A 13884-nucleotide genomic window follows, 5' to 3' on the forward strand; every position below is an offset into this window, starting at 1 on the left:
GCGGGCACCGGCACCGCGCGGAAAACGGGACGACACAAGATCCGGAACGCTGGGACCATGGGCGGCGTGCTGCTCACCCTCACCACCACGCACCGGCCAGCGACCGATCTCGGTCACCTGCTGGTCAAGCACCCCGACCGCGCGCAGTCCTTCGACGTGCCGGTCGGCACCGCGCACGTGTTCTACCCCGAGGCGCACGAGCAGCGCTGCACCGCCGCCCTGCTGCTGGACGTGGACCCGCTGCGGCTGGCCGGCGCGCGGGGCCGGGGCCGCGGCCGGCAGCCGGCGGCGGCCCCGGAGAACTTCACCCTCGGGCGGTACGTCAACGACCGGCCGTACGCGGCGTCCAGCCTGCTCTCCTCGGCACTGTCGAAGGTGTACCGGTCGGCGCTGCGCGGGGAGTCCCGGGATCGCCCGGAACTGGCCGCCACGCCGATCCCGCTGGAGGTACGCGTACCGGTGCTGCGCTGCCGGGGTGGCGCGGAGGTCGCGGTCCGGCTGTTCACGCCCCTCGGCTGGACGGTGGTGGCCACCCCGCTCCCGCTCGACGAGCGGCACCCGGAGTGGGGCGACAGCCGGTACGTCGACCTGACGCTGACCGGCACCGTCCGTGTCGCCGACGCCCTCAACCACCTGTACGTGCTGCTGCCGGTGCTGGACGACGCCAAGCACTACTGGGTGGCGCCGGACGAGGTGGACAAGCTGCTCCGGGCCGGTGCGGGCTGGCTGGCCGGCCACCCGGAGCGGGGCCTGATCAGCCGCCGCTACCTGGCGCACCGGCGTGCCCTCGCCGGCGCGGCCCTGGCCCGTCTCGCCGAGCAGCGGCTGGCCGACGAGCCGGCCGCGGCCGACGAGGACGCGGTGGACGAGACCGCGGTCGAGGAGGCGGTCCGGGTGCCGTCGCTGGCGGTACGCCGTCGGGAGGCGGTGCTCGCCGCGCTGGTGGAGGCCGGTGCGAGCCGGGTGCTGGACCTGGGCTGCGGTGGTGGCGCGCTGATGGCGGCGCTGGCCGGTGACCGTCGGTTCACCGAGATCGTGGGGACGGACGTGTCCACCCACGCGCTGACGCTGGCGGCCCGACGGCTGCGCCTGGACCGGCTGCCGGAGCGGCAGCGGGACCGGATCCGGCTGTGGCAGTCCGCGCTGACCTACCGGGACGACCGGCTGCGGGGCTACGACGCGGCGGTGCTGGTGGAGGTCGTCGAGCACCTCGACCCGCCTCGGCTGCCCGCGCTGGAGGACGCCGTCCTCGGTCATGCCCGGCCGGCGACGGTCGTGGTGACCACGCCGAACGTGGAGCACAACGTGCGCTACGAGGGGCTGCCTGCCGGGCGGTTCCGCCACGCGGACCACCGCTTCGAGTGGACCCGCGCCGAGTTCGCCGACTGGGTCGCCCGGGTGACCGCGACGTACGGCTACACGGCCGTGATCCGTGGCGTCGGAGACGACGACCCCGAGGTCGGCGCACCGACCCAGCTGGCCGTGCTGACCCGGACGGAGGAGAGCCGATGACCACCCTCGAACTCCCCGAGCTGGCCCTGGTGGCGCTGGTCGGCGTCTCCGGCTCCGGAAAGTCCACGTTCGCCGCCCGGCACTTCGCGCCGACCCAGGTGCTGTCCTCCGACGCCTTCCGCGCGATGGTGGCCGACGACGAGAACGACCAGTCCGCCTCCGCCGAGGCGTTCGACGTGCTGCACTACGTGGCCGGCAAGCGGCTGCGCGCCGGGCGGCTGACCGTGGTGGACGCGACGAACCTCCAGCCGCACGCCCGGGCCGGGCTGGTGCGGGTGGCCCGGGAGCACGACGTACTGCCGGTGGCGATCGTGCTCGACGTGCCGGAGGCGCTGGCGTGGGAGCGGACGGAGGGGCGCGCCGACCGCACGTTCGGCCGTCCGGTGCTGGCCCGGATGCAGCGCGACCTGCGCCGCACGTACGGGCAGCTGGCCCGGGAGGGTTTCCGGAAGGTGCACGTGCTGCGCGGGGTCGACGAGATCGACGCCGCGGAGATCCGCTACGAGAAGCTGTTCAACGACCGGAAGGAGCTCACCGGGCCCTTCGACATCGTCGGTGACGTGCACGGTTGCCGCGCCGAGCTGGAGACGCTGCTGACCCGTCTCGGGTGGGAGCTGCACCGCGACGCGCAGGGCCGGCCGGTCGACGCGACGCACCCGTCGGGGCGTACCGCATTGTTCGTCGGCGACCTGGTGGACCGCGGCCCGGACTCCCCCGGCGTGCTCCGCCTGGTGATGGGCATGGTCGCGGCCGGGCACGCGCTCTGCGTGCCGGGCAACCACGAGCAGAAGCTGCTGCGCAAGCTGCGCGGCCGGGACGTGCGGCTCACCCACGGCCTGGCCGAGACGATGGCCCAGCTGGCCGACGAGCCGGAGGGATTCGTCGCCGAGGTGGCGACGTTCGTCGACGGCCTGACCAGCCACTTCGTGCTGGACGGCGGTCGACTGGTGGTCGCGCACGCCGGCCTCAAGGAGGCGTACCAGGGCCGGGCATCCGGCCGGGTCCGCTCGTTCGCGCTGTACGGGGAGACCACCGGCGAGACCGACGAGTACGGGCTGCCGGTGCGCTACCCGTGGGCGCGGGAGTACCGGGGCTCGGCGATGGTGGTCTACGGGCACACGCCCACGCCGGAGCCGGAGTGGGTCAACAACACCATCTGCGTCGACACCGGTTGCGTCTTCGGCGGTCGGCTCACCGCGCTGCGGTACCCGGAGCGGGAGCTGGAGTCGGTGCCGGCCGAGCGGGAGTGGTACGCCCCGGCGCGTCCCCTGACCGCCGCGCCGGCCCGCCCCGACGAGGTGCTGGAGCTGACCGACGTGACCGGCCGGCGGCACGTCGAGCACCCGTACGGGTCGCTTACCGTGCCGGCGGAGAACGCCGCCGCGGCGCTTGAGGTGATGAGCCGCTTCGCCGTCGACCCGGCGCGGCTGGTGTGGCTGCCGCCGACGATGGCGCCGTGCTCCACGGCGACCGTGGACGGTTTCCTGGAGCACCCGGCACAGGCGTTCGCCGACTACCGGGCGGCGGGCGTGGACCGGGTCGTCTGCGAGGAGAAGCACATGGGCTCCCGCGCCGTCGTGCTGGTCGCCCGGGAGGCGGCCGGACCGTTCGGCGGCGGGGTGGTGCACACGCGCACCGGCCGGCCGTTCTTCGGCGAGCCACTGGACACCGGGCTGCTCGACCGGGTTCGGGCGGCGGTCGACGCGGCCGGGCTGTGGGACGAGCTGGACACCGACTGGCTGCTGCTCGACACCGAGCTGCTGCCCTGGTCGGCGAAGGCGGGCGGTCTGATCCGCGAGCAGTACGCGGGAGTCGGCGCCGCCGGTCGGGCCGCGCTGCCGGCGGCTCTGGCCGCGCTGGACGCCGCCGTGAGCCGGGGCCTGGACCTGGCCGACCTGCGCGACTCCATGGCCCGACGACGGGACGAGATCGTCGCCTACACGGAGGCGTACCGGGCGTACGTGGGGCCGACCGAGGGGCTGCGCGGGGTGACTCTCGCGCCGTTCGCGGTGCTGGCCGGCGCGAAGGCGAGCTACGCCGACCGGGACCACGGCTGGCACCTCGACCTGGCCGACCGGCTGTGCGCCGCCGCCCCGGATTTCTTCACGCCGACCCGGCGGCAGGTGGTGGACCTGTCCGACGCGGCTGCCGAGGCGGAGGCCACCCGGTGGTGGCTGGCGCTCACCGCGGCCGGCGGGGAGGGAATGGTGGTCAAGCCGTACGCCGGGCCGGCGGCTCGCAGCGAGCGCGGTTCCCTGCTCCAGCCGGGGATCAAGTGCCGGGGACGGGAGTACCTGCGGATCATCTACGGGCCCGGCTACACCGAGCCGGAGCAGCTCGCCCTGCTCCGGCGCCGGTCGCTCGGACGCAAGCGGGGTCTGGCCCTGCGCGAGCACGGCCTGGGGCTGGCGGCCCTGGACGCGCTGGTCGGCGGTGCACCACTGTGGCGCCGGCACGAGCTGGTCTTCGCGATCCTGGCGTGCGAGTCCGAGCCGGTCGACCCCCGCCTGTAGGTCGCGCGTCGGGTGGGGGCGGTGTGACGTCGAGCACCGGGGCACGAGGGCGACACCTAGACTACGGGCGTTCCGTTCCTGACCGGCAGCTATCGGAGGTCACCTCGTGTCGACGCCCACCACCACCCTGGCCCTGGGGCCGGACTGGCTCGATCCAGAGGTGTTGATCTCCACCTTCGGGCTGCTCGGCATCCTGGTGATCGTGTTCGCCGAGTCCGGCCTGCTGATCGGGTTCTTCCTGCCGGGTGACTCGCTGCTGTTCACGGCGGGCCTGCTCACCGCCGACGGGCAGTACATCACCTATCCGCTGTGGCTGGTCTGCCTGCTCATCACGATCGCGGCGATCGCGGGAGACCAGGTCGGGTACGCGTTCGGCCGCAAGGTCGGCCCGGCGTTGTTCCGCCGGCCGAACTCACGGCTGTTCAAGCAGGAGAACGTGCTGAAGGCGCACGACTTCTTCGAGAAGTACGGAGCGCGCTCGATCGTGCTGGCCCGCTTCGTGCCGATCGTGCGGACGTTCACGCCGATCGTGGCCGGGGTCAGCCGGATGAACTACCGGACGTTCGTCATCTACAACGTGATCGGCGGCGTCCTCTGGGGCACCGGCGTGACCGTGCTCGGCTACTTCCTCGGCCAGATCCCGTTCGTCAAGGCGAACATCGAGTTCATCCTCATCGCGATCGTCGGGATCTCGGTGATCCCGATCGCGGTGGAGCTGCTGCGGGCGTGGATGGCCGCACGACGCGGCACCACGCCGCAGGAGCGGGCCGCCGCCGAGGAGGCGATCCGGGAGACGCGCGAGCACTACGGCAAGCACTGACCACGTGGCACGGGCAGCACGGAATCAGCGGCCCGTCCGGCCGTCCGGTGCTCTCCCCACGGGGAGTGCACCGGACGATCGGTAAAGGTCAGCGCGCCTTCTTGGTGGCGCGCTTGCGCGGCGGGGTGAGCAGATCGGCGATCGTGGCGATCGCCGACGGCACCAGCCGGTAGTACGCCCAGACACCGCGCTTCTCCCGCTCCAGCAAGCCGGCCTCGGTGAGGATACGCAGGTGGTGGCTGACCGTCGGCTGGGAGAGGCCGAGCGGCGCGGTCAGGTCACAGACACACGCCTCGCCCTCGGGGGCCGACTGGATCAGACTGAGCAGCCGCAGACGAGCGGGATCCGCGAGGGCCTTGAGGACCCCCGCGAGACGCTCGGCATCGGCACGTTCGATCGGCTCGCCGGCAAGCGGCGAGATCTGAGGCATGGTCATATCAGCCAACGCAGTTCCCACGTATTCCATCCTTCCACCAGGAGCATCGATCCGCCTGCATATCAGCAGATCCGAATCGGCAAACTTTTACGCCACAAGGCCGAGGTCAGCCAACGTGTAGGCCGCCCGATACGGCAGTCCGGCGGCTCGCACCGCGTCACCAGCGCCTCGATCAACAATAACCGCCACACCCACCACGTCGGCCCCGGCCTCACGAAGCGCCTCGACCGCGGTCAACACACTTCCGCCGGTGGTGGAGGTGTCCTCCACCGCCAGCACCCGCCGCCCGGCCACGTCCGGGCCCTCGATCCGGCGTTGCAGGCCGTGCGCCTTGCCCGCCTTTCGGACCACGAAGGCGTCCAGCGGGCGGTCCGTCCCGGACGCCGCGTGCAGCATCGAGACGGCGACGGGGTCGGCGCCCAGGGTCAGGCCACCCACCGCGTCGTAGGCCCAGTCGGCCGTCAGGTCACACATCACCCGACCCACCAACGGAGCCGCCCGGTGATGGAGCGTGACGCGCCGCAGATCGACGTACCAGTCCGCCTCGCGCCCCGAGGAGAGCACCACGCGGCCATGGACCACGGCCAGGTCACCAATGAATTTACGCAGGTCGTCGTGGGCCCCCATGGCGATAGAGGGTACTGCTCCACTCTGGGAGCCGCGTGTGGGGTCCGACCCGATCACCCTGCGGGCGATGAGACGTTCGGCGATGGACGGCTACGCTGAGCGACTGCCGTCCGGATCGGCAGGCCGAATCCGGGGCGGGTGGACGACGCGGCGGACCACGCCGACGGGTCAGCGTCCGTCCCGGCCGGTCCGGCCCCGGGTGTCCCGGGAGACCGCTTCGATCAGCCGCCGGGGCGCGTGCCGAAGCCCCGCCACGGCGAGCTTGTACTTCCACGCCGGCACGCTGACCAGCTTGCCTTTCCGCAGGTCACGAAGGGCTTCGTCGACCACGTCCTCGGCCCGCAGCCACAACCACTCCGGAGTCTTCGACATGTCGATCCCGGCCCGGGCGTGGAACTCGGTGCGCGTGTAGCCGGGGCACAGCGCCAGCACGCGTACGCCGAAGGGGCGCGCGGACTGGCCGACGGACTCGCTGAAGTTGGTGACCCACGCCTTGCTGGCGGAGTACGTCGAGCCGGGCATGAGCGCCCCGAAACCCGCAACCGAAGAGACATTTATCACTGCCCCGTGCCGCCGCTCGGTCATCGTACGCAGGGCCGCGAGGGTCAGTCGCATCACCGCGTGCACGTTGAGACGCAGCAGCCGGGACTCGTCCTCGACCGTCGACCGGAGAAACGGCCGGTTCAGGCTGATGCCCGCGTTGTTGACCAGGAGCTCGACCGGAGGCCCCTCGGTCAGCCGCCGCTCCACGAGTGCGCAGCCGTCGTCAGTGGACAGGTCGGCGGGAAGGGTCTCCACCTCGTGGCCGTGCCGGCCGGTCAGCTCGGTCGCCATGTCGGCCAGCCGGGCGGCGTCCCGGGCGACCAGCACCAGATGCCAGCCGTCGGCGGCCAGCCGTCGGGCGAACGCCGCGCCGATGCCGGCGGTCGCCCCGGTGATCAACGCCCGTCGCTCGGTGGTCGGCTGGTCGAGCGTCACGGGCGGTCCTCACCTGGGCGGGTACGGGGACGCGGGCGTCCCGGTGGGCGGGTACGGGTACGGCGCGGGACCGTACGGGTGGTGCGGGCCGGGTGCGGCCGGCGGACGCCGGCGGAACCAGGCGTTCGCGGCCGGCAGCGCCAACAGCGCGGCCACCACAAGGTAGCCGAGCACCTGGCCCACCAGAAGTGCCGTGCCCAGCGGGATCCACCAACCCGGGTACGCGTCCTCGACGAGGGCGAGCAGCTCGGCGGTGCCCCGCTCGTCCTCGCCCAGCCGCAGCGGTACGGCCCGCTGCCCGGCCAGCGCGGCGAGCCCGCAGCAGCCGAGAATCAGCCCGAGCCCGGAGACCACCCAGGTACCCACCCGGGCACCCGGACGCCCGGCGCGCAGCCCGAGGGCCAGGCCGACGAGCAGCACCGCCGCCAGCACGCTCACCACCGCCGAGAGCACACCGGACACCCACAGCAGCGCGACCACCCCGTCGGTGTCCTCGGGGCGGGCGGAGGTGCCCTTGGCGACGCTCCGGAGGTTGTCGGCGGTGCCACCGATGGTGAGCAGGCCGGCGACGGCGTACGCGAGAGCGGCCAGTGCCATCACCACGAGCAGGGCGACGGCCAGGGTCACCACCGCCGGTCGACGGGCCGGTGCCTGTTCGGGGTGCGACACGACGAGTCCCTCCGGTAGGCGTCGGGTTGCAACCTACTCGGAGGGACCGTCGGCGTCGCCGTTATCGGAGCGTCAACTCACCGGCGGCGGGGTCGGGCCGGGACGGTCCGACCCCGGCTGGCCGTCGGCACCCGGCTGGCCGGGGCCGCCCGACGTGGAACCGCTGCCCGGCTGGCCCGGTGCCGGCGGGTAACCCGGGGCCTGCGGGTAGCCGCCCGGCTGACCCGGGGCCTGCGGGTACCCGGGATCGCCCGAGGTCTGCGGGTAGCCGGGGTAGGTGGCGCCGGGGACCGGCGGTTCCCACGCCTGCTGCGGCTTGCGGAAGAACTCGTTGGCCTTGGGCAGCGCCAACAGGATCAGCGCCGCCAGCAGGGAGAGGATGCCGAGCACGGCGAGCAGCGTGGTGACCGGCTCGTACCAGGACGGCAGGGCCTCGTCGAGACGACGGTTGATCTCGTCCTGGCTCGGCACGTTCCCGGAGGTCTGGCCGCCCATCGAGTTGCCGAGCGCGTTGCCGGCCAGGCCCAGCCCCGCGCAGCAGAGCGCGATGCCGCCGACCACCCAGGTGGTGATCCGGGCGCCGTTCTTGCCCCGCATGTTGAGCAGGGCCAGAACGATCAGGCCGAGCGCGAAGAGCAGGCTGACGACGCCGGCGCCGACGCCCGCGACCGTGGCGACGGTTTCCGCGCCCTCCGCGTCGGTGCCGGCGAAGGCGTCCCGGTAGACGTCCTGGATCTTGCTCAGCGTGCTGAGCGCGACGATGAGGCTGATCACCGAGAGGACGGCGTAGAAGATGAGCAGATAGCTGGAAATCGTGACGGCAGCGGGGCGTACCCGAGCCGGCGCGTTGTGGTGGGGATCGACCACGATTCTCCTTCCCTAGATCGCGCCCACACCGTATCGACTCCGAGCCAACGGGGCAGGACTCGACGAGCGGACCCGCCGGAACGGCGTCAGTAGCCGCGCCACTCCCCGCGCGCGTACTCCAGCACCCGGGGCCGCAGCAGCGTCGACGCCGGCACGTCCACGCGGCGCCGGTCGGCGGGGAACGCACCGGCGGCGGCCAGCGTGTCGGCGTCGAGGAACCGCAGCCGCGGCGCGTCGGCCGGCAGCGCCAGGGTGGGCGGGGTGGTGCCCGCGGTGGCGAGCAGGAAGCCCCAGTCGCCGAAGGAGGGGACGTCCACGTGGTACGGCGTCACGGCGAAGCCGGCCTCCCGCAGCGACGCCTCGATCGACCAGTACGACCGGGGCGCGAAGTACGGGGAGCCGGCCTGCACGACCACCCGCCCGCCCTCGGCGAGGACGCCCTCGACCAGCGTGTAGAACTCGACGGTGTAGAGCTTGGCGGTGGCCGTCTCGTCCGGGTCCGGGAGGTCCGCCACGACGGCGTCGAAGCGGTCCGTGGCGGTTCGCAGCCAGCCGAACGCGTCGGCGTGCACCACCCGCACCCGGGGGTCGTCGAAGGCCCCGGCGTTGAGCCGTCGTAGCTGCGGCTCGGCGCGGGCCAGCGCCACCACCGCCGGGTCGAGGTCCACCACGGTGATCCGGCGGACGTCGGGGTAGCGCAGGAGTTCCCGGACGGCGAGCCCGTCACCGGCGCCGAGCACCAGCACCTCCCCGCGCGGCCCGTTCAGCGCCGGGTGCACCAGCGCCTCGTGGTAGCGGTACTCGTCGACCGAGGAGAACTGGAGGTCGCCGTTGAGGAACAACCGCAGGTCGGTGGTGCCGGTACGGCCCGGCTCGGCGACCGACCGGGTCAGCACGATCTCCTGGTACCGGCTGCGTTCGGCGTGCACCACCGGGTCCCGGTAGAGCTGCTGCCGCGCGGTCACCTCGAAGTCCTGGGCGGTCAGCCACGCGTACCCCAGGCAGAGCGCCACCACGACGGAGCCGGCGGTGAGCCCGACGCGCGCGCGTCGACCCAGCTCGCGCCGGAAGACGGTGAAGACGAGGACGACACCGGCGGCGGCGTTCACCGCGCCGACCACCAGCGCGCCCTTGAGCTGGCCGAAGATCGGCAGCAGCAGGAAGGGAAAGGCCAGCCCGCCCAGCAGCGCACCGACGTAGTCGGCGGCGAACAGGTCCGCCACGGCGCTGCCGGCGGCCTGCTCCCGGATCCGTTGCAGCAGCACCATCAGCAGCGGGATCTCCGCGCCGATGAGCAGGCCGAGCACGAACGCCGTCGCCACCAGCGCGGGCCCGTAGAGGTCCAGCCAGGCGAAGGCGGCGTAGAGACCGAGCACGGACAGGCCGCCGAGCAGGGCCAGCAGCAGCTCGACGGCCGCGAACGCGACGGCGGCCCGGGACTGCAACGGCTTCGCGGCGAGCGCGCCGACGCCCATGGCGAAGACCATCACGCCGAGCACGATCGACGCCTGACCGACGGTGTCGCCGATCAGGTAGCTGCCGAGCGCGACCAGGGCCAGCTCGTAGACCAGACCGCAGGCCGCGCACACGAAGACCGCGGCCAGCACGGCGGCGCGGGCCAGCCGCCACCGTGCCGGCGCGTCGACGGTCACGCTCTCTCCGGCGTACGCGCGGAAGCGTCCTCGCCGGCGCGGGGCGCCGGGACGGCCCGCTGCCGGCGGCGCTGCACCAGGCCGACGGTGACCAGCAGCGCGGTGACGAGCAGCATCGCCGCGGCACCGACCAGCCAGCCCCAGCGGTCCCGCCACACGTCGTTGCCGACGTTCGGCAGCGCGGCGGGCGGCGCGGCCGGCGCGGCGGTGTCGACGGGCGCGAACGTGGCCTTCTCGCGCTCGGCGACCAGCAGCGGCAGGGTCACGGCGGCCCGGGTGACCGCCCATCCGGGGTCGTCGACGAACGCGTCGGGGGTCAGGTCGAAGCGCTCCAGCCCCCGCTCGACCAGGAGCAGGTCGGTGGCCGTGAAGTCGGTCGACCCCTCCAGGCTGACCGAGGCGCGGTCCTCGGCCTCGCTGCTGTCGGAGTAGTACGTGACGTCCGCGACGACCTCCACCCAGCGCGGGCACCGCGGGTCGCCCGCCGCCGGGATCCCGTCGCCGAGGTTGGACCCGACGCTGACCACCTCGGCGCCGCCGTACCCGTCCCCGAGCCGCCAGCCGTAGCAGACGCCCTGGCTCTCGAAGGCCTTGCGCAGGATCGGCACGGTGTCGGTCCGCTCGGTCGCGGTGGGCGGCCGCACGTCCGTGCCGTCGTCGTCGTTCATGGTCGCCAGCGGGATGATCGCGAACGGCCCGCACACGATGAGCACCACGAGCAGCGTGAAGAACACGGCCTTCCGGCTGCTCCCCTTGGCTGCCGGTCCGCTCGGCGCGGCACCGGGCTGCTGGGCGGTGACCATCAGCTGATCGCGGCGGCGATGATCGCGCCGGAGGCGAGGTGGACCACGGCGGAGACCCAGACCGCCGGGTGCGGCTCCGGGTCGACCAGGATCTCACCGAGCCGGCCGGGGGTCACGACGTCGAGCAGCAGGAACGCGGCGGCCATGATGACCAGGCCGAGGATCCCGTACGACGCGGCGCCGACCAGGCCGAGCACGAAGTCGTCCTCGCTGGCGGCGATCGCGGCGACCACGATGACACCGACGCCGGCCAGGTTCGAGGCGAGCAGCAGCGCGGCGTTGCGGTTGCGCTCGTTCCAGATCAGCTCGTGGAGCTTGCCGGGCGTGGCCACGTCCACCAGGACGTAGCCGATGCCCATGAGGACGATGCCGACCACCCCGTAGGCGAGGGTGACCAGCAGGTCGGTGACGAGGGTCTGCAAGGGACGCTCCAGGGGTCGGTCGGTGCAGGGCCGGGTCTACTTGCCGCTGCCGGGGCCGCCGCCCCGGACGGTGTTCCCCCGCCCCCAACCCCAGTGGCTGCCGACCGTGGAGTGGTAACGCGGGTAGGCGGTGCTCAGTCGTTCCAGGAGGATCAGCGAACCGGCGGCGAGGGGCAGGATCACCACCGACTCGTCGTCGTAGCGGAGGTAGACACCGCTGCCGTCGACGTACTGGTCGGCCGGCTGCCAGGCCTGGCTGACCTCCTGCGCCACCGTGCTCGGGTCCTTGGTCGAGGTGTACGCGACCGCGTCGCCGCCGATGTCGCGCGCGGCGGCCCGGCTGTAGCGGTCCTCGACGAAGCCGCGCGGCGAGAAGTTGCCGTAGAGGAGCGCGAACGCGGCGACCAGCGCGCCGATGACCGCGAACACCGTTCCCACCACGAACCAGCGTCGGTACGTCATCGCAGTGCCACCACCGTCTCGGTCAGGACCAGCTCGTTGGTCTGGGGATACGCGTGCCAGGTGCGCCAGCGGAGGGCACCGTCGGGCGGGTCGGGGCGCACCGACAGCGCGGTCACCGCGTCGACGTCGCCGGGAAACACCCCGACCAGCGCGTACGGGTCGTCGGCCAGGTCGGCGCGGAGGGCGGCCACCCGGTCCCGCAGCCCGTGGCCCTCCGGACGCAGGACGGTGGCGGTGAACCGGTAACCGGCGTGCTCGTCGTGCAGCGTCTCCGGGAGCGCGGGGTTGCGGCCGGGCAGGCAGGCCACCGTCTCGGTCAGCGTGCTGCCGGGCGCGCGTACCACCACCTGGTGCGAGGCGCCGAGCAGGCGCAGCCGCAGTCGTACGGCGCCGGGCAGGTCGAGGTCGAGGACGTGCAGCGCGGGGCGCTCGACGTCGTCGAGGGCGAGACTCAGCTCGGCGGCGCTGGTGTCGACGTACGGGGTGTGCAGGGTGACGAGCACTCAGTCCACCTCGGCCTGCGGGTAGATCATCACCTCGGCCCGGAGCAGCGTCTCGCCCCGCGCCACCTCCCAGCCCGCCTCGCCGTACGCCTCGAAGGACAGCCGGGCGCCGCCGGGCGCCTGGTAGTCGTGGTAGCGCATGGTGCCGCTCGGGTCGAGGCCGGTGGTGCCGGTCGAGGTGTACCGGGCCTGGCCGGACTCGTCCCAGTGGTAGCGGCGGCCGTCGAAGTCGATGGTGGGCGCTCCCGGGGTCACCGTCGCGCCCGGCTCGGCCGCCCAGAGCACCAGTTCCAGTTCCGGGTCCTCCTCGACCGACAGCCAGCGGCGGACACCGCCGGTGTCGTCGAGCAGGTGCTCGGCCCAGCTCCACCCGCCCTCGACCAGGCGGATCGTGCCGCGCACCGCGTACGATACGCTCCGGATCTCGACGATGTCGCCGGGCTTCAGGCGACGCGGGTCGCCGCGCAGCGCGTCGGAGTCCCGGTCCCGTAACGGGTCCCCCGGCCCCCCGGCGGCCGTCGGCCGGGACCGCGACCGGCGCAGGGCCACCACGGCGACCACCACCCCCGCCACGGCGACCAGGCAACCCACCGCTGCCCACAGGTACGCCACCGACTCGCTCACCGACAACCTCCCCAGGTACGTCGGCGGAGACGGTAACAACTACGCGCACCCCGGAACGTCAGCCGTCGGACGGTCATCGGTCAGCTACCGGGTGTCACCGGACCGGAGGGCCCGGCCGGTTCCGGTCCGGTCGGTGTTCCGCCGGGCGGTGCGCCGCCCCCCGGCGGCGGCCCCAGGTGCGCGGCCGGATCGGGGCAGATCAGGAAGGCCGGCGGGTGGTAGCCGTAGCCGGGTGGCGCCGCCGCTGGCTGGTAGCCGTAGCCGTAGCCGGGTGGCGGGAGCGGGGCGAAGGGAACCGGCGGAGTCGGTGCCGTGGTGTGCGGCACGAACCAGCGGTGCGCGGGTGGCAGCGCGAGCAGGAGCACGATCGCCGCCGTGAGCGTCAGCACGGTCAGGATTCCGACCGCGGCCAGGGGAAAGAGCACCTGGTCGAACGGATTCGGGCTGTCGTAGAGCGCCTCAATGAAGCGGGACTCCGACCAGGGGTCGTCGACCGACGTGCCGCCCTCCTCTTCGGGATACATCTCCTCGTCGAAGCCGGAGGCGAGGAACAGCGGCGCGGAGATCATCCCGGCGCAGGCCGGGGCCATGCAGAGCAGGAGTTGGGCGCCGCCGCCCACGAAGACCATGATCCGCGCGGTGTTGCCACCCCGGCGTACGGGTAGGGCGGTCGCGGCCATCCAGGCGGCGAGCAGCAGGGTCGGCAGGCCGAGCAGCACCGATGTCACCACGTTGCCGACACGCTCACCGCTGACCTCGTCCGGGTCGGCGTTGGGAACGGCACGGGCCGCCCGGTCGATCTGCGCGTTCCAGTCGATTGCCTCGACGACCACCAGGGCCACCAGCCCCAGCAGGACGGCGACGAGGGTGAGCTGCAACCAGAAGGCGATCGTGACGGTACGGGGCCGGGGCGGGCGTACCGGCACGTCGGCGGGGGGCGTCATGCCGGCAAGCTACGGGCCGCGGACCCCCTCCGGCAGACCCGGTCGGGCAGAT

At 73.2% G+C, this 13884-nt stretch carries 15 protein-coding genes; 3 read left to right on the plus strand and 12 right to left on the minus strand.

Translation table 11 applies throughout. The features are described from left to right. Positions 1-66: 66 nt before the first annotated feature. The 3 genes from ACTMSW_RS21245 (at position 67) to ACTMSW_RS21255 (ending at position 4845) form a co-directional block, all read left to right on the plus strand. Positions 67-1512 carry a 3' terminal RNA ribose 2'-O-methyltransferase Hen1 gene (locus tag ACTMSW_RS21245; RefSeq protein ID WP_441182565.1) on the plus strand — a complete coding sequence of 482 codons (1446 nt, stop codon included), beginning with the start codon at positions 67-69 and terminating at the stop codon, positions 1510-1512. Then, a complete protein-coding gene (locus ACTMSW_RS21250; RefSeq protein ID WP_441182393.1) occupies positions 1509-4025 on the plus strand; it encodes a polynucleotide kinase-phosphatase in 2517 nt (838 codons plus the stop codon). Before ACTMSW_RS21245 ends, ACTMSW_RS21250 begins: the two co-directional genes overlap by 4 nt. Positions 4026-4131: 106 nt before the next feature. Next, a complete protein-coding gene (locus ACTMSW_RS21255) occupies positions 4132-4845 on the plus strand; it encodes a DedA family protein (protein ID WP_441182394.1) in 714 nt (237 codons plus the stop codon). A gap of 88 nt (positions 4846-4933) precedes the next feature. Here the strand turns inward: ACTMSW_RS21255 and ACTMSW_RS21260 are convergent, their stop codons facing one another. From ACTMSW_RS21260 to ACTMSW_RS21315, 12 genes are all read right to left on the minus strand, one after another. Beyond that, complete coding sequence (locus ACTMSW_RS21260; protein WP_357028903.1) at positions 4934-5311, minus strand: ArsR/SmtB family transcription factor; 378 nt, start codon at positions 5309-5311, stop codon at positions 4934-4936. Positions 5312-5368: 57 nt separating this feature from the next. Beyond that, positions 5369-5908, minus strand: coding sequence for an orotate phosphoribosyltransferase (gene pyrE / locus ACTMSW_RS21265; RefSeq protein WP_441182395.1), 540 nt, complete (start codon positions 5906-5908; stop codon positions 5369-5371). A 168-nt stretch (positions 5909-6076) separates the two neighbouring features. Beyond that, positions 6077-6886 (minus strand): SDR family NAD(P)-dependent oxidoreductase, encoded by an 810-nt coding sequence (locus ACTMSW_RS21270; protein ID WP_441182396.1) that lies wholly within the window; start codon positions 6884-6886, stop codon positions 6077-6079. A 9-nt stretch (positions 6887-6895) separates the two neighbouring features. Continuing rightward, positions 6896-7555, minus strand: a complete 660-nt coding sequence (locus tag ACTMSW_RS21275; RefSeq protein WP_441182397.1) for a hypothetical protein — start codon at positions 7553-7555, stop codon at positions 6896-6898. Between the two features lie 72 nt (positions 7556-7627). Then, positions 7628-8422, minus strand: coding sequence for a hypothetical protein (locus tag ACTMSW_RS21280; RefSeq protein WP_441182398.1), 795 nt, complete (start codon positions 8420-8422; stop codon positions 7628-7630). 86 nt (positions 8423-8508) lie between these two features. Next, positions 8509-10074 (minus strand): polyamine aminopropyltransferase, encoded by a 1566-nt coding sequence (locus ACTMSW_RS21285; RefSeq protein ID WP_441182399.1) that lies wholly within the window; start codon positions 10072-10074, stop codon positions 8509-8511. After that, positions 10071-10742: a hypothetical protein gene (locus tag ACTMSW_RS21290; protein ID WP_441182566.1), complete on the minus strand. Its 672-nt coding sequence runs from the start codon at positions 10740-10742 to the stop codon at positions 10071-10073. The genes ACTMSW_RS21285 and ACTMSW_RS21290 overlap by 4 nt, the downstream gene beginning before the upstream one ends. A 134-nt stretch (positions 10743-10876) precedes the next feature. Next, positions 10877-11299 carry a DUF350 domain-containing protein gene (locus ACTMSW_RS21295; RefSeq protein WP_441182400.1) on the minus strand — a complete coding sequence of 141 codons (423 nt, stop codon included), beginning with the start codon at positions 11297-11299 and terminating at the stop codon, positions 10877-10879. Between the two features lie 36 nt (positions 11300-11335). Beyond that, entirely contained in the window at positions 11336-11761 is a 426-nt protein-coding gene (locus tag ACTMSW_RS21300; RefSeq protein ID WP_441182401.1) for a DUF4247 domain-containing protein, read from the minus strand. Next, on the minus strand, positions 11758-12264 hold the full coding sequence (locus ACTMSW_RS21305; RefSeq protein ID WP_441182402.1) for a DUF2617 family protein: 507 nt from the start codon (positions 12262-12264) through the stop codon (positions 11758-11760). The genes ACTMSW_RS21300 and ACTMSW_RS21305 overlap by 4 nt, the downstream gene beginning before the upstream one ends. Further along, complete coding sequence (locus tag ACTMSW_RS21310) at positions 12265-12888, minus strand: DUF4178 domain-containing protein (RefSeq protein WP_441182403.1); 624 nt, start codon at positions 12886-12888, stop codon at positions 12265-12267. It lies immediately after the preceding gene. An 80-nt stretch (positions 12889-12968) separates the two neighbouring features. Beyond that, positions 12969-13832: a hypothetical protein gene (locus ACTMSW_RS21315; protein WP_441182405.1), complete on the minus strand. Its 864-nt coding sequence runs from the start codon at positions 13830-13832 to the stop codon at positions 12969-12971. Between the last annotated feature and the right edge of the window lie 52 nt (positions 13833-13884).

Source organism: Micromonospora sp. BQ11 (genome assembly GCF_052068135.1).
Lineage (GTDB): Bacteria > Actinomycetota > Actinomycetes > Mycobacteriales > Micromonosporaceae > Micromonospora.